Annotated in this window: 11 protein-coding genes; all 11 read left to right on the forward strand. The window is 64.5% G+C overall.

The features are described from left to right. Window positions 1-38 precede the first annotated feature (38 nt). The 11 genes from phnE (J0F90_RS06905) to urtD all read left to right on the forward strand — a co-directional run bounded on the left by phnE (J0F90_RS06905) (window position 39) and on the right by urtD (window position 16458). The gene (gene phnE, locus J0F90_RS06905; RefSeq protein WP_016928590.1) at window positions 39-902 is read left to right on the forward strand and encodes a phosphonate ABC transporter, permease protein PhnE; all 864 of its coding nucleotides are present in this window, start codon (window positions 39-41) and stop codon (window positions 900-902) included. Further along, complete coding sequence (gene phnE / locus J0F90_RS06910; RefSeq protein ID WP_033640974.1) at window positions 899-1798, forward strand: phosphonate ABC transporter, permease protein PhnE; 900 nt, start codon at window positions 899-901, stop codon at window positions 1796-1798. The genes phnE (J0F90_RS06905) and phnE (J0F90_RS06910) overlap by 4 nt, the downstream gene beginning before the upstream one ends. A 229-nt stretch (window positions 1799-2027) precedes the next feature. Beyond that, a complete protein-coding gene (locus J0F90_RS06915; protein ID WP_016928588.1) occupies window positions 2028-2492 on the forward strand; it encodes a YehS family protein in 465 nt (154 codons plus the stop codon). 177 nt (window positions 2493-2669) lie between these two features. Next, window positions 2670-5237 (forward strand): putative mucin/carbohydrate-binding domain-containing protein, encoded by a 2568-nt coding sequence (locus J0F90_RS06920; RefSeq protein WP_033640973.1) that lies wholly within the window; start codon window positions 2670-2672, stop codon window positions 5235-5237. Window positions 5238-5460: 223 nt separating this feature from the next. Continuing rightward, complete coding sequence (atzF, locus tag J0F90_RS06925) at window positions 5461-7290, forward strand: allophanate hydrolase (protein WP_033640972.1); 1830 nt, start codon at window positions 5461-5463, stop codon at window positions 7288-7290. Window positions 7291-7292: 2 nt separating this feature from the next. Then, complete coding sequence (gene uca / locus J0F90_RS06930) at window positions 7293-10913, forward strand: urea carboxylase (RefSeq protein ID WP_033641465.1); 3621 nt, start codon at window positions 7293-7295, stop codon at window positions 10911-10913. 14 nt (window positions 10914-10927) lie between these two features. Then, window positions 10928-11647: a GntR family transcriptional regulator gene (locus J0F90_RS06935; RefSeq protein ID WP_033641464.1), complete on the forward strand. Its 720-nt coding sequence runs from the start codon at window positions 10928-10930 to the stop codon at window positions 11645-11647. A 26-nt stretch (window positions 11648-11673) separates the two neighbouring features. After that, window positions 11674-12942 carry an urea ABC transporter substrate-binding protein gene (gene urtA / locus J0F90_RS06940; RefSeq protein WP_033640971.1) on the forward strand — a complete coding sequence of 423 codons (1269 nt, stop codon included), beginning with the start codon at window positions 11674-11676 and terminating at the stop codon, window positions 12940-12942. 56 nt (window positions 12943-12998) lie between these two features. Further along, complete coding sequence (gene urtB / locus J0F90_RS06945) at window positions 12999-14579, forward strand: urea ABC transporter permease subunit UrtB (RefSeq protein WP_033640969.1); 1581 nt, start codon at window positions 12999-13001, stop codon at window positions 14577-14579. After that, window positions 14579-15655 carry an urea ABC transporter permease subunit UrtC gene (gene urtC, locus J0F90_RS06950; protein ID WP_025302022.1) on the forward strand — a complete coding sequence of 359 codons (1077 nt, stop codon included), beginning with the start codon at window positions 14579-14581 and terminating at the stop codon, window positions 15653-15655. The genes urtB and urtC overlap by 1 nt, the downstream gene beginning before the upstream one ends. Then, window positions 15652-16458, forward strand: a complete 807-nt coding sequence (gene urtD, locus J0F90_RS06955) for an urea ABC transporter ATP-binding protein UrtD (RefSeq protein ID WP_015377102.1) — start codon at window positions 15652-15654, stop codon at window positions 16456-16458. Before urtC ends, urtD begins: the two co-directional genes overlap by 4 nt. Window positions 16459-16468 lie beyond the last annotated feature (10 nt).

The raw sequence follows: 16468 nt of genomic DNA on the forward strand, positions 1-16468 counted from the left end.
TGCTGAACCCCTTGTTCCATCAAGATGGAAGACCTGCATTGAATACCGATTTCGCACACTATTACCAACGGATCCGCAGCAAGCAAAAGCGCGAAGCGCTGCTGTGGTCGCTCGGGCTGGTGGTGTTGTACCTGGGCGCCGGCAACCTCGCCGAGTTCAACCTGCACACCGTCTGGGTGTCTATTCCGCACTTCTTCGACTATCTGGCCGAAACCGTGCCGACGCTGCACTGGAACCTGCTGTTCGCCGATGGGCGCACCGAAGGCTCGCTGGCCTACTGGGGCTATCGCCTGAACATCCAGCTGCCGCTGATCTGGGAGACCCTGCAGCTGGCGCTGGCGGCGACCATTTTCTCGGTGCTGGTGGCGACCGTGCTGGCGTTTCTGGCGGCCGGCAACACCTATACCCCGGCCTCGGTGCGGCTGGCGATCCGCACGCTGGTGGCGTTCTTGCGCACCATGCCGGAGCTGGCGTGGGCGGTGATGTTCGTGATGGCGTTTGGCATCGGCGCCATTCCCGGCTTCCTGGCGCTGGCGCTGCACACCATCGGCAGCCTGACCAAGCTGTTCTACGAATCGATCGAAACCGCCTCCAACAAGCCGGTGCGCGGGCTGGCGGCCTGCGGCGCCACGCCGCTGCAGCGCATGCGCTTCGGCCTGTGGCCGCAGGTGAAGCCGGTGTTTCTCTCCTACAGCTTCATGCGGCTGGAGATCAACTTCCGTCAGTCGACCATTTTGGGGCTGGTGGGGGCGGGCGGCATCGGCCAGGAGCTGATGACCAACATTAAACTCGACCGCTACGATCAGGTCAGCATGACGCTGCTGCTGATCATCGTGGTGGTTTCCGTGCTCGACTACGTGTCGGGCGAGCTGCGCAAGCGCGTGGTGGAGGGGGCAAAATGATAGCGGGCACTCCGGCGTCGGCGGAAACGCTGCGCCAGCTAAAACAGCAGCATCCGGCGATCTTCGCGCAGCAGGGGCGTTACCTGCGCACCGTCGGCCTGATCGCCTTGGCGATCGTGCTGTACTACGTGTTCTTCTTCCTGGTCTTCGGCATTAGCTGGCCGCAGTTTATCAACGGCTGCCAGCAGTTGGGGCGCTATTTCCTGCGCATGTTCGTCTGGCTCGACTTCGCCAACTGGCCGTTCATGTACTACTTCCAGCAGATCGGCATCACCATCGCCATCGTGTTCGCCGGCACCATCACCGCGTCGCTGATCGCGCTGCCGCTGTCGTTCTTCGCCGCGCGCAACGTGATGTCGACGCCGCTGCTGCGGCCGATTTCGGTGCTGGTGCGCCGCTTGCTGGACGTGCTGCGCGGCATCGACATGGCGATCTGGGGGCTGATCTTCGTGCGCGCCGTCGGCATGGGGCCGCTCGCCGGGGTGTTGGCTATCGTGATGCAGGACGTCGGGCTGTTGGGCAAACTGTACGCCGAAGGGCACGAGGCGGTGGACAAGTCCCCCAGCCGCGGCCTGACGGCGGTGGGCGCCAACGGGTTGCAGAAGCACCGCTACGGCATTTTCACCCAGTCGTTCCCCACCTTCCTGGCGCTCAGCCTGTATCAGATCGAGTCCAACACCCGCTCTGCGGCGGTGCTGGGCTTCGTCGGCGCCGGCGGCATCGGCCTGGTGTACGCGGAGAACATGCGGCTGTGGAACTGGGACGTGGTGATGTTCATCACTCTGATCCTGGTGGTGGTGGTGATGATCATGGACAAGGTCTCGTCAATGCTGCGCAACAAGTACATCATCGGCGAAGACATCCCGCTGTATCAGCAAAAAAGCCAAATCGATTGAGAAACCCCTTTCCGATCCCTATACTGCCGCACATTCAAGGTGTGCGGCCATACCCGTCATACTTGGAGTTGCCTCTTTGTTGGCTGCATTTGCGCGCCCCGGTCACATAGTTAACTATGCTCCGGGGGCTTACAAATTTGCCGCCGCGATGCAACTCCAATTATTTTGGGTATGGGGCATTTTTTACAATGCGCACGTCCCCGTTAGACAAATAAGGCAATGCAATCCCATGATGAACAACGACGTGCTGCGCAGCGTGCGCTATATGCTGAGCATTAACAACGCCAAAATGGTCGAGATTATCAAACTGGACGATTTCGAGGTGGCGGTGTCGGCGATGGACGCTTACGTGATCAAAGAAGGCGAGCCGGGCTACGAGAAGTGCCCGGACGAAGTGATGGCGCACTTCCTCAACGGCCTGGTGTTCTTCAAGCGCGGCAAGGACGACAAGTTCCCGGCGCCGGCGGTTGAACTGCCGATCACCAACAATCTGGTGCTGAAAAAGCTGCGCGTGGCGTTCGAGCTGAAAGACACCGATATGCACCAGATTTTCACCGCGGTGGACTTCCGCATCTCCAAGCCGGAGCTGAGCGCGCTGTTCCGCAAAGAGGGCACCAAGAACTACCGCCCGTGCGGCGATCAGATGCTGCGCTACTTCCTCAAAGGGCTGGCGCAGCGCATTCGCGGCGAGTAACGCGCAGCGTTCACCGAACATCAGGCGCAATCGCAAGGTTGCGCCTTTTTTATTGCCGTTCTCCCGCCCGCCGTTGTTGTACTGGCCCTCAGCCACCCGTCATCGATGGAGGGCGTGCCGCCCGTCCGGTTACTTTCTCATGGTCAATTCAATCACCCAAACCATGAGGAAAGCAGGATGCCAACCATCACGAAAACCCAATCACTTTACACGTTGACCCGGCCGGTCTGGCTGGATGCGGCGGGCATGAGCAAGGGCATCGATCACGATCGCCAGCATCTGGGCATCATTCTCGCCGCCGGGCAGGTGCTGCGAGTACGCCAGACCAACGCGGCGTTTACCGGCAAGTTAACGCTACGCTTGCTGAATGACGACAGCAAAACGGAGGCGGAATTCAGCGTCGGCGCGAGCTGGGTCGAGGCCCAAGTCAATGCCGTCTCGGTGCCGTTCATCGATACGCCGTATGGGCAGGGCGAGCCGGCGCTGGAGTTCGAGTATCCGGACACGGCGAAAGCGCTGCCGGTTTATCGCCGTGGCGAAAACGAAGCCGCGTTCTTTGCCCGCTGGGACGAGCGGGACGCCGAGTTTGCCCTGGTCGATGCGGAGTACGCTGTGTTGCTGGTGCCGAAAATCAGTAAACCGGCGCTGAAGTCGCTGGGCGACGCGAAAAACATCGACGGGCTGATCGCCTACTACGATCGCATTTTCACTTTCTATAATGCGCTGACCGGCGTCTCGTTCGAGGCTGAACACGAATCCGATCGCAATATTCGCAACCGCTACTTTATGAAGGCCGATAAGCACGGCGCCGGCGCCGCGTATTACGGCGGCCGCTGGACGGCGGAAACCAGCAACTCGGTCAGCAGTTTCTGGCTGACGCCGAAAGACAGCAACTGGGGCAGCCTGCATGAGATCGCGCACGGCTATCAGGGGCACTTTATGGGCGACAAATATTTCTCCACCGGTGAGATGTGGAACAATATTTATGCCGCTTGCTATCAGGACGTGATGCTGGGGGAACGCAAATACCAGGAGGGGTGGCTGTATAACTACGGCAACGCGGCCGGTGTCGAGAAGAAAATCATCGATTTGATCGCTCAGGGTACGCCGCTCAACCAGTGGGATCTGCGCTCCAAGCTGTTCTTCGCGATGCTGATGGTCGACAAGGCAGGCAAGAACGCCTTCACGCACTTTAATCAGCAATATCGCCAAAGCTGCAACACGCCGGGTTTCGTGCCGTCGGAACATGCCTTGCTGGATCTGCTGTCGGCAAGCTTCGCCGCGGCCGGCGAGCAAATCGATGTGACGCCGTTCGTCGAGCTGACCGGCGGCGTGATCACCCAAGCGCAGCGCGACCGCAACGCGTTCAGCCACGCCAAGGCGGTGTATCCGCTGTATCAACTGGTGGACGCGCAGAGTTTGCCGGCGCTGCAGGCGCAGCTGAAACTGGATTCCTCGCTGCGGCTGGTCGATTCTTGTCAGCTCAAGGCGAGCGGGCTGAAAGGCGACGTCACCCTGAGTCTGGATATCGATGATTTTGCGCAGATCTACGGTGAGGATCTTGTCCTGATGGAAGGGGCGCGCTATGCCCACAAAATCCGTATCGACGCGCCGACCCTGGCCCTGACTGCGCTGCCGATCGGCGTGTATACCTTGCGGTTGCCGACCGGCAAAGATCGCAAATATCGGCCGACGGCGGGTTACCTGACGGTGAAGCAGGGGAAAAACGCGGTGACGCTTCGTTTCGAGCGCAAAGCCGCTTCGCCGATCGTTTCGCAGGAGATCAACCTGTTGGGCCTGAGCGATGCGGTCTTCGCCACCGTGCTCGTCGATCGCGCCAAAGGGGCGGTGGTGGTTGACGTGACCAGCACCACGCCGCACGCCTACTTCCCCGGTGAAACCTATGCTCGGGTGACGCTGCGCGATCGGCAGGGCGCGGTGCGCTTCAGCAAGGAGATTCAGGGCACTCAGGCTACGTTAAGTCATGACGAGCTGCCGTTTGCCGAGGGTGATGACATCGAGATTTACCATGTGGAGCCGAGCCGGGTGCGTTTGAATCCGCCGGCGGCCGGCGTCATCGATAACAAAAACAAAACCAACGTGCTGCGTATCGAAACCAGCGGGCTGAAAAATCCGGCGTTGCCCGGCGATCCCGAGCAAGCGCTGCTGGCGCGCCTGGAACAGGCGGCGCAGCGTTTGCGCCACCTGCTGCCGGCTTACTACGCGCCGTCGTCGTCGTTCAAGGATGATATTTATCTGGCGATCGGCGCCTTTGCCGAGCCGCAGCGCGAGTCATTGTTGGCGACCTATCGGGATTGCCTGCCGGCCGACAATACGCCGCCGGGCGCTAACGTCGGCAATGCGTTTACCGTGGCGTGCAAAGGGATTGGCGATCGCCAGTTTCTGACCTGCGCCGTCGATCTGGTGAAAAAAACCGTGACTGTGACGCTGGCGGCGGGGATTGCTCACCACTACTTCACCGACAGCTACGCCTTCCTCAGCGTGACGGATGCGGACGGCAATATCTTGCTCAGTTACGACGTCATCGGCAGCCAGAATCAACCGGCGAAAACTTGGGTGTTGCCGTTGTCAGGCTACGGCGGTGAGGTGATCCATCTGCGGCATGAAGAGCCGGACAACCGTCTGGCGATCGTCAACGAAATGCAGCACCTGCGGTTGGCGGAGAAGGGCAAGCAACAGACCTACTGCATTACGCCGGTCGATTTGAAACGCATCAACGACTGAGCCCCATCGACCTCCGGGGCGGCGAGTGTCGTCGCCCCGGTTTTTTCTCTGCGCCATCCCGCCATTGCACTCTTTTTGTTCCCCCGCTGCGCGCCGCTGGTGCAGCCCGTTCGCCGCCGCCGTCATAAGTTTTAATTATAATTTATTGAAATCATGAGATTAAAAATTGGCACGCCGGTTGCTCTGTTGAATCCCATCTTGTGTACCAGATGGAATTCAGTCGATGAGCGAACCTGTTGAAGCGTGCGGTTTTACCCTCAGTGAATGGCAGCACCATTATCAAACCCGTCCGGCGGGCGAGCGCCTCGCCTGCGTCAGTGCGACGATCGAAACGCTGGTCGCCGGCCTGAACCCGGACGATAACGCCTGGCTGTATCTCGCCACGCCGGCGCAGCGCGAGCAGCAGTATCAACAGCTGGCGCAACGGCTGGCGGCGGTCGCCGGCGATCTCAGCCGCCTGCCGCTGTTCGGCGTGCCCTTCGCCATCAAAGACAATATCGACGTCGGCGGCTGGCCGACCAGCGCCGCCTGCCCGGCGTTCACCTATCAGGCCGCGGCGGACGCCGCCGTGGTCGCCCACCTGCGCGCCGCCGGGGCGATCGCCCTCGGTAAAACCAACCTCGACCAGTTCGCTACCGGGTTGGTGGGCACTCGCTCACCGTATGGCGCGGTGGTCAACAGCTTCGACAGCCGCTACGTCAGCGGCGGTTCCAGCTCCGGCTCCGCCTCGGTGGTGGCGCGCGGCCTGGTGGCGTTCGCGCTGGGCACCGACACCGCCGGTTCGGGGCGCGTGCCCGCCGGGTTCAACAACATCGTCGGGCTGAAGCCGACCAAGGGGCGGTTATCCAACCGCGGCGTGGTGCCGGCTTGCCGGTTGAACGATACGGTGTCGGTCTTCGCGTTGACCGTGGCCGACGCCGCGCAGGTGGCGGAGCTGGCGAGCGGCTTTGACGCGGCAGACCCGTATTCCCGCGCCGATCCGCATACCGCGCCGGCGGATATTCCCGCCGCGCCGCGTTTCGCCGTTCCCGCCCAGCTGGAGTTTTTCGGCGACGTTCAGGCCGAGCGGGCGTTTCACCGTGCGTTGGCGCAGCTGCGGGCGGGCGGCGCCACGCTGGAACCCCTCGATTTCGCGCCGTTTCGCACCCTGGCGGAACAGCTGTATTACGGCCCCTGGGTGGCGGAGCGCACCGTGGCGATTGAGCAGGTGCTGGAAGCGAGCCCGCAGGCCATCGATCCGGTGGTGCGCGGCATCGTCGGCAACGGCCTCGGCTACAGCGCCTGCGACGCCTACAAGGCGGAATACCTGCGCGCCGAGCTGGCGCGGCAAATCGCCCAGCGGCTGGCGCCGTTCGACGCGCTGGTGGTGCCGACCGCGCCCACTATCCGCACCCTGGCGGAGATGGCGCAGGAGCCGGTGCTGTTCAATTCGCAGTTCGGCACTTACACCAATTTCACCAACCTGGCCGATCTGAGCGCGCTGGCGCTGCCAGGGCCGCTGCGCGAAGACGGTCTGCCGGCGGGCATCACCCTGATTGCGCCCGCCTGGCATGACCGGGCGCTGGCGGCGTTTGGCCTGCGCTGGCAATGGCAATGCGCCTTGCCGCTCGGCGCTATCGGCCGGGCATTGCCGCCGCAGCCGGCGCCGGCCTCGTCTTCGGGACACGTGCGTCTGGCGGTAGTGGGCGCTCACCTTAGCGGCATGCCGCTCAACGTCCAACTGACGCAGCGCGATGCGGTGCGGGTGGAACAAACCGTCACCGCTCCCTGTTACCGCCTGTACGCGTTGGCCGATACCGAGCCGCCGAAGCCGGGGCTGGCGCGCGCGGCGCAGGGGGCGGCGATCCGCGTTGAGCTGTGGGACATCCCGCTGGCCCGTTTCGGCGAGTTTGTGGCGGAAATCCCGGCGCCATTGGGCATCGGCACGCTGCTGCTGGCGGACGGCCGACGGGTGAAGGGGTTCATCTGCGAAGCCTGGGCGCTGGAAGGCGCCACGGATATCACTGAGTTTGGCGGCTGGCGTGATTATCTCGCCAGCGTTGAGGGGGCATGAACATGTTTACTACCGTACTGATCGCTAACCGCGGCGAAATCGCCTGCCGCGCCATTCGCACCCTGAAACGCCTGGGCGTAACCAGCGTGGCGGTCTACTCCGACGCCGACCGCAATGCGCCGCACGTCACCGAAGCTGACAGGGCGGTGGCGCTCGGCGGCGACAAGGCCGCCGACAGTTATCTGCGCATCGACAAGATCCTCGCGGCGGCCGCCGCCACCGGCGCACAGGCGATCTACCCCGGCTACGGCTTTTTGTCCGAGAGCGCCGAGTTTGCCGACGCCTGCGAAGCGGCGGGCATCGCCTTTATCGGCCCGACGGCGGCGCAGATGCGCGAGTTCGGCCTCAAGCACCGGGCGCGCGAGCTGGCGGCGTTGGCCGGGGTGCCGATGACGCCGGGCACCGGCTTGCTGGAGAGCGTTGAGCAGGCGGTCTCGGCCGCCGCGCGCATCGGCTACCCGGTGATGCTGAAAAGCACCGCCGGCGGCGGCGGCATAGGCCTGACGCGCTGTGACGACGAGGCGGCGCTGCGCGACGCGTACGACAGCGTCAAACGGCTGGGAGAGCAGTTCTTCCGCGACGCCGGCGCCTTTATCGAACGCTTCGTCGATCGGGCGCGCCACGTCGAGGTGCAGATTTTCGGCGACGGCCAGGGGCGGGTGGCGGCGCTCGGCGAGCGCGACTGTTCGCTGCAGCGGCGCAACCAAAAGGTGGTGGAGGAAACCCCGGCGCCGCATCTGCCGGCGGCGACCCGCCAGGCGCTGCACCGGGCGGCGGTGGCGCTGGGCGAGTCGGTGAATTACCGCAGCGCCGGCACCGTAGAGTTTATCTATGACGCCGCGCGCGACGAGTTTTATTTCCTGGAGGTGAACACCCGCTTACAGGTCGAGCACCCGGTCACCGAAATGGTCACTGGCCTGGATCTGATCGCATGCATGCTGCAGGTGGCGGCGGGCGACGCGCTGGATTGGGCGGCGTTGCAGCGCACGCCGCAGGGCGCGGCGATCGAGGTGCGCCTCTACGCCGAAGATCCGCTGAAAAACTTCCAGCCCAGTCCCGGCGTGCTGACCGAGGTGCATTTCCCTGACGACGTGCGCCTCGACGGTTGGGTGGCGACCGGCAGCGAAGTGTCGGCGTTTTACGACCCGATGATCGCCAAGCTGATCGTGCACGGCGCCGATCGGGCGCAGGCGCTGGAAAAATTGCGCGTGGCGCTGGCGGCGACCCGTTTGCACGGCATCGCCACCAACCTCGACTATCTGCGGCAGGTGATCGCCACGCCGCAATTTCAGCGTGGCGACGTCTGGACGCGCCTGCTGGACGATTTGCGTTTCCAGCCGCACTGCCTCGAAGTGCTGCAACCCGGCACCTACAGCAGCGTGCAGGATTATCCCGGCCGCCTCGGCTATTGGGACATCGGCGTGCCGCCGTCCGGCCCGATGGACGACTTCGCGTTTCGGCTGGCCAACCGCATCGTCGGCAACCACCCGGCGGCGGCCGGGCTGGAGTTTACCCTGCAGGGGCCGACGCTGCGCTTTCACTGCGACGCCACCATCGCGCTGACGGGCGCGAGCTGCCCGGCCGATCTGGATGGCGAGGCGGTTGCCTACTGGCGGCCGATCGCGGTGCGGGCCGGGCAGGTATTGACGCTGGGGCGCGCCACGCACGGCTGCCGCACCTATCTGGCGGTACGCAACGGCTTTGACGTGCCGGTGTATCTCGGCAGCCGCTCCACCTTCGCGCTGGGCCAGTTCGGCGGCCACGCCGGGCGCACCTTGCGGGTGGCGGACATGCTGGCGATCGCCCAACCGGCGCTGGCGGCCTGCACTACGCCGGCGCCGATCGCCGCGCCGCAGGCGATGGATGACAGCCTGATCCCGCACTACGGTGACCAGTGGCACATCGGCGTGCTGTACGGGCCGCACGGCGCGCCGGACTTTTTCACCGCTGAATCGATAGAGGCCTTCTTCGCCACCGACTGGCAGGTGCATTACAACTCCAACCGCCTCGGCGTGCGCCTGGCGGGGCCGAAGCCCGAGTGGGCGCGGGAGGACGGCGGCGAGGCCGGTTTGCATCCTTCCAACGTGCACGACTGTGAGTACGCCATCGGCGCCATCAACTTCACCGGCGACTTCCCGGTGATCCTGACCCGCGACGGGCCGAGCCTTGGCGGCTTCGTCTGCCCGGTGACCATCGCCAAGGCCGAACTGTGGAAAGTGGGGCAGGTGAAGCCGGGCGACCGCATCCGGTTCCATCCGATCGGCTTCCGGCAGGCGCAGTCGCTGGAGCAGGCGCAGCTCGGCAGCATCGAAGCGCTGGCGGCGGTGAAGGCCATCACCCTGCCGCCGCCGGATCTGGCCCCGGCGGATAGCGTTTCCGCCGCGGTGCTGGCGGCGCTGCCGGCGGCGGACGGGCGCCCAGCGGTGGCGTATCGCCAGGCGGGGGACGGCTACATCCTGATGGAGTACGGCGACAATGTGCTCGATCTGGCGCTGCGGCTGCGCATACATCTGCTGATGCAGTCGCTGCGGCAGGAGGCGATCCCGGGTGTGGCTGAGCTGGCGCCGGGCGTGCGTTCGCTGCAGATCCGCTACGACAGCCGGCTGATAAGCCAGGCCGACCTGTTGCAGCGTCTGCTGGCGCGCGAACGGGCGCTGGGGGACGTCAGCCGCCTGAAGGTGCCAACGCGCACCGTCTGGCTGCCGATGGCGTTCGAGGATTCGGCCACGCTGGGGGCGGTGGATCGTTATCAGCAGACGGTGCGCGCCTCGGCGCCCTGGCTGCCGAACAACGTCGATTTCATTCAGCGCATCAACGGTCTGAGCCAACGCGAGCAGGTGCGCGACATTCTGTTCGACGCCAGCTACCTGATCCTCGGGCTGGGAGACGTCTACCTCGGCGCGCCCTGCGCGGTGCCGCTCGATCCGCGCCATCGCCTGCTGAGCTCCAAATATAACCCGGCGCGCACCCACACCGCCGAAGGGACGGTCGGCATCGGCGGCATGTACATGTGCATCTACGGCATGGACTCGCCGGGCGGTTACCAGCTGGTCGGGCGCACGCTGCCGATCTGGAACAAGTTTCTCAAAAACCCGCAGTTCACCGCCGGTGAACCCTGGCTGCTGCGCTTCTTCGATCAGGTGCGCTTCTATCCGGTCAGCGAGCAAGAGTTGGACGAGCAGCGCGAAGCGTTCCGTGAAGGGCGCATGCAGGTGCGCATCGAAGAGAGCGAGTTCGACTTCGCTGCCTACACCCGTTTCCTGGCCGACAACGCCGAGGCGATCGCCGACTTCCAGCATCGCCAACAACAGGCGTTCAGCGCCGAAGTGGCGCGCTGGCGCAGCGATGACGACGAGGCCGAGGCGCAGCTGTTGCCGCCGGAGGAAGAAGACGCCATCGACGGCGATCTGGTCAGCGCCGATCTGAACGGCAGCGTGTGGAAGATCCTGGTGGAACCGGGGCAGGCGGTGGCGGCCGGGCAGCCGCTGATCGTGGTCGAGGCGATGAAAATGGAGCTGGCGGTCACCGCGCCGCGCGCCGGGATCGTTAAACGCATCAGCTGCCGGCAGGGGCGGCCGGTCGGGCCGGGCGACGCCCTGCTGTGGCTGGAAAAAGCGGTCTGAACGGAGGGGCGATGATGCAAATCACCAACGGAGAGCACAAGGCGCGCCCGGAAGGGCTGGCGGAGCGCATTTATCTGCAGCTCAAGGCCGACATCTTCGAGTTTCGCCTGCTGCCAGGCGATCGCTTCAGCGAAAGCGACGTGGCGCAGCGCATGGCGGCCAGCCGCACGCCGGTGCGTCAGGCGCTGTTTCGGCTGGAGCGCGAAGGCTATGTCGAGGTGCTGTTTCGCAGCGGCTGGCAGGTGCGGTCGTTCGACTTCGCCTACTTCGAAGAGCTGTACGACCTGCGCATCGTGCTGGAACAAGAGGCGGTGAAACGGCTGTGCGAACGCCCGGCCGGGGAAACGCCGGACGCGCTGGCGGCGCTGAGCCGTTTTTGGACCGAAGCGCCGCGCCTGGCGGACGGCAAGGCGGTGTCGCAGCACGATGAGCAGTTTCATCAGGCGTTGGTGGCCGCGGCGGGCAACGGCGAAATGGCGCGCATTCACCGCGAACTGACCGAAAAGATCCGCATCATTCGCCGGCTGGATTTCACCCAGCAGGCGCGGGTGGACGCCACCTACCGCGAGCACGCCGCCATTTTGCAGGCGATCCTGCAGCGGCAAAGCGGGGCGGCGCAAACGCTGCTCGGCGAGCACATCGCCGTCAGCAAGGCAGAGGTACGAAAAATAACGCTGCACATGTTGCACCAGGCGCGGGCTCAGCAGCCTGCGCGCTCGGCGCAACAATTTTGATTTCACACACATCAGGAGTTTGAACTATGCAACGTCGTCGTTTTATCAAAGCTTTTGCGCTGTCCGCCGCCGCGATCGGCATGGGCCTGGCCTGGAGCGCGCAGGCCGCCGACACCATCAAGGTCGGCATTCTGAGTTCGCTCTCCGGCACCATGGCGATTTCCGAGACGCCGCTGAAGGATGTGGCGCTGATGACCATCGACGAGATCAACGCCAAAGGCGGGGTGCTCGGCAAAAAGCTGGAGCCGGTGGTGGTGGATCCGGCCTCCAACTGGCCGCTGTTCGCCGAAAAGGCGCGCCAGCTGCTGAGCCAGGACAAGGTGGCGGCGGTGTTCGGCTGCTGGACCTCGGTGTCGCGCAAGTCGGTGCTGCCGGTGTTTGAGGAGCTGAACGGACTGTTGTTCTATCCGGTGCAATACGAAGGCGAAGAGATGTCGCCGAACGTGTTCTACACCGGCGCGGCGCCAAACCAGCAGGCGATCCCGGCGGTGGAATACCTGCTGAGCGAGGACGGCGGCGGCGCCAAGCGCTTCTTCCTGCTGGGCACCGATTACGTCTATCCGCGCACCACCAACAAGATCCTGCGCGCCTTCCTGCACAGCAAAGGCGTGCAGGACAAGGATATCGAAGAGGTCTATACGCCGTTCGGCTACAGCGATTACCAGACCATCGTCGCCAACATCAAGAAGTTCGCCGCCGGCGGCAATACCGCGGTGATCTCCACCATCAACGGCGATTCCAACGTGCCGTTCTACAAAGAACTCGCCAACCAGGGCGTCAAGGCCACCGACGTGCCGGTGATCGCCTTCTCGGTCGGCGAGGAGGAGCTGCGCGGCATCGACACCAAACCGCTGGTGGGCAACCTGGCGGCCTGGAACTACTTCGAATCGCTGGATAACCCGACCAACAAACAGTTTGTCAGCCAGTGGAAAGCCTACGCCAAGGCGCACAATCTGCCGAATTACGCCACCGCGGTGACCAACGACCCGATGGAAGCCACCTACGTCGGCCTCCACATGTGGGCGCAGGCGGTGGAAAAGGCCGGTACCACCGACGTCGATAAGGTGCGCGCCGCGATGGCCGGGCAAACCTTCGCCGCGCCGTCGGGCTTCACGCTGACCATGGACAAGACCAATCACCACCTGCACAAACCGGTGATGATTGGCGAAATCGAGGGCAACGGGCAGTTCAACGTGGTGTGGCAGACCGAAGCGCCGGTGCGCGCGCAGCCGTGGAGTCCCTATATCGCCGGTAACGACAAAAAACCGGATTACCCGGTGAAAGGCGGCAAGTAACGTCACTCAGCGCCGGCGCGGCTCGACGCGCGCCGGCCCAACAGAAGAGGCAGCTGATGCAATCTCCGTTTTTATCCTTTTTGCGCGTCGGGCTGTGGCTGTTGTGCGCCTGGCCCCTGCTGGCGCAGGCCGGGCCGGCCGATGAGTTCGCGGCGGCCAATCGCGCGCAGCAGGCCAAACTGCTGCAGGCGTGGGCGGCCGAGCCGGACGCCGCTCGCCTGCCGTTGCTGCAGGGGCTGCAGCAGGAAACCGTGGCGATCGACGGGGCGAAACGCGCCTTTATCCGCCAGGGCGACCGCTATCTGCCGCTTGAAGGTGAGGCGGCCCCGGTTGGCGAGCCGAAGAAGGTGTGGCTGAACAACCGGCTGCGCATTCTGATCGCCAACGCGCTGTCAGCGCAGCGGTTGGTCAGCGCGGACGCGGCGGTGCGGCTGCAGGCGGCGACCGCGCTGCAGCGCGAGGCGCAGGGCGAGCAGTTGCCGCTGTTGACCCGGCGGCTGGCGCAGGAGAAAGACCCGCAGGTACGCGACGCGCTGAGCATTGCGCTGGCGAACCTGCAATTGACCGACGCCAGCCCGCAGGTGCGCTTCAATGCGGTGCAACTGCTGGGGGAGTCGGGCGAGCCGGAAACCCGCGCGCGGCTGCAGGCCTTGACCGACGCGGCCAATGAGCCGGACGCCGCGGTGCGCGCCGAGGCGCAACGCAGCCTGCAGCGCGTGCAGCACCGCCTGATGATCGGTGATCTGCTCGGCCAGGCGTTCAGCGGCCTGTCGCTCGGCTCGATCCTGCTGTTGGCGGCGCTCGGCCTGGCGATCACCTACGGCCTGCTCGGCGTCATCAATATGGCGCACGGCGAAATGCTGATGCTCGGCGCCTATTCGGCCTATCTGGTGCAGGGGGTGTTTCAGCAATTTGCGCCGCAGTGGCTGGCGCTCTATCCGCTGGCGGCGCTGCCGGTGGCGTTCGCCATCACCGCCGGGATCGGCATGGCGCTTGAGCGTACGGTGATCCGCCACCTGTACGGCCGGCCGCTGGAAACCCTGCTGGCCACCTGGGGCATCAGCCTGGTGCTGATCCAACTGGTGCGAGTGTTGTTCGGCGCGCAGAACGTCGAGGTCGCCAACCCGGCGTGGCTGTCGGGTGGCGTGCAGCTGTTGCCGAATCTGGTGTTGCCGTGGAACCGCATTGCGGTGATCGCGTTCGTGCTGCTGGTGCTGGCGTTGACCTGGCTGCTGCTGAACAAAACCCGGCTCGGCATGAACGTGCGCGCGGTGACGCAAAACCGCGCGATGGCGGCCTGCTGCGGCGTGCCCACCGGCCGGGTGGACATGCTGGCCTTCGGGCTGGGATCCGGCATCGCCGGGCTTGGCGGGGTGGCGCTGTCGCAGTTGGGCAACGTCGGGCCGGAGCTGGGGCAAGGTTACATTATCGACTCGTTCCTGGTGGTGGTGCTCGGCGGCGTCGGCCAACTGGCGGGGACGGTGGCGGCGGCCTTCGGTCTCGGCATCGTCAACAAGATCCTCGAGCCGCAGATCGGCGCCGTGCTGGGCAAGATCCTGATCCTGGTGCTGATCGTTCTGTTTATTCAAAAGCGTCCGCAGGGGCTGTTCGCCCTTAAGGGCAGGGTGATTGACTGATGAGCCAACCATTGACCGTAACCGGCGTGCAGAAAGCGCCCCGGCTGGCGTTGAGCATCGGCGGGTTGGCGTTGCTGGCGCTGCTGGTGATGCCGTTCATGACGCTGTTGCCGGCGGATCATCCGCTGGCGGTGTCCACCTATACCCTGACGCTGGCGGGCAAGATCCTGTGCTACGCGGTGGTGGCGGTGGCGCTCGATCTGGTGTGGGGCTATGCCGGGCTGCTGTCGCTCGGCCACGGGCTGTTCTTCGCGCTCGGCGGCTACGCCATGGGCATGTACCTGATGCGGCAGGCGGCGGGCGACGGGCTGCCGGCGTTTATGGCGTTCCTCTCCTGGAACGAGCTGCCGTGGTTCTGGAGCGGCACCCAGCATTTCGCCTGGGCGCTGTGCCTGATCGTGCTGGTGCCGGGCCTGTTGGCTTTCCTGTTCGGCTACTTCGCCTTTCGCTCGAAAATCAAAGGGGTGTACTTCTCGATCATGACCCAGGCGCTGACCTATGCCGGCATGCTGCTGTTCTTTCGCAACGAGACCGGTTTCGGCGGCAATAACGGCTTTACCGGTTTCACCACGCTGCTCGGCTTTCCCATCACCGCCGCCGGCACGCGGGTGGCGCTGTTCCTGGCGACGGTGCTGCTGCTGGCCGCCAGCCTGGCCATCGGCTTTGCGCTGGCGCGCAGCAAGTTCGGCCGGGTGCTGACCGCGGTGCGCGATGCGGAAAACCGCCTGACCTTCTGCGGCTACGATCCGAAGGGCTTCAAGCTGTTCGTCTGGACGCTGTCGGCGGTGCTGTGCGGGCTGGCCGGCGCGCTCTATGTGCCGCAGGTCGGCATCATCAACCCCGGCGAAATGTCGCCGACCAACTCGATCGAGGCCGCCATTTGGGTCGCCCTCGGCGGGCGCGGCACCCTGGTGGGGCCGCTGCTCGGCGCCGGCATCGTCAACGGCGCCAAGAGCTGGTTCACCATGGCCATTCCCGAATACTGGCAGTTCTTCCTCGGCCTGATGTTTATCGTCGTCACGCTGTTTCTCCCGAAAGGAGTGATTGGCCTGCTGCGTCGGAGGAAAAGCTCATGAAGGCGATGCAAGTGACCGACGAACTGTTTACCCACCCGCTGCCGGCGGATAAATACCGGCAGCAAACCGATCCGGTGCTGCAGCTCGACAACGTCAACGTCAGCTTCGACGGTTTTCGCGCGCTGACCGATCTGTCGCTGCGCATTGGCGTCGGCGAACTGCGCTGCGTGATCGGCCCCAACGGCGCCGGCAAGACCACGCTGATGGATGTGATCACCGGTAAGACCCGGCCGGACAGCGGCAGGGTGTTTTACGATCAGACCGTCGATCTGACCCGGCTGGCGCCGATGCAGATCGCCCACGCCGGCATCGGCCGCAAGTTTCAAAAACCGACGGTGTTCGAGGCGCTGACGGTGTTCGAAAATCTGGAGATCGCCCAGAAAACCCGTAAGTCGGTGTGGGCCTGCCTGCGCGCCCGCCTGAGCAGCGAACAGCGCGACCGCATCGACGAGATGCTGAAGACCCTGCGGCTGGGGCATGAACGCCACCGGCCCGCCGGGCTGCTGTCCCACGGGCAGAAACAGTTTCTCGAGATCGGCATGCTGCTGGTGCAGGAGCCGCACCTGCTGCTGCTCGACGAGCCGGCGGCCGGCATGACCGACGCCGAAACCGACTACACCGCCGAACTGTTCCGCGAGCTGGCGGGCAAGCATTCGCTGATGGTGGTGGAGCACGATATGGGGTTTGTGGAGACCATCGCCGATCGCGTAACGGTGCTGCATCAGGGGCAGGTGCTGGCGGAAGGATCGCTGGCGCAGGTGCAGGCCGATGAGCGAGTTATTGAGGTATATCTGGGGCGCTGAGGAGGCGTAA

The organism is Serratia marcescens subsp. marcescens ATCC 13880 (assembly GCF_017299535.1).
Lineage (GTDB): Bacteria > Pseudomonadota > Gammaproteobacteria > Enterobacterales > Enterobacteriaceae > Serratia > Serratia marcescens.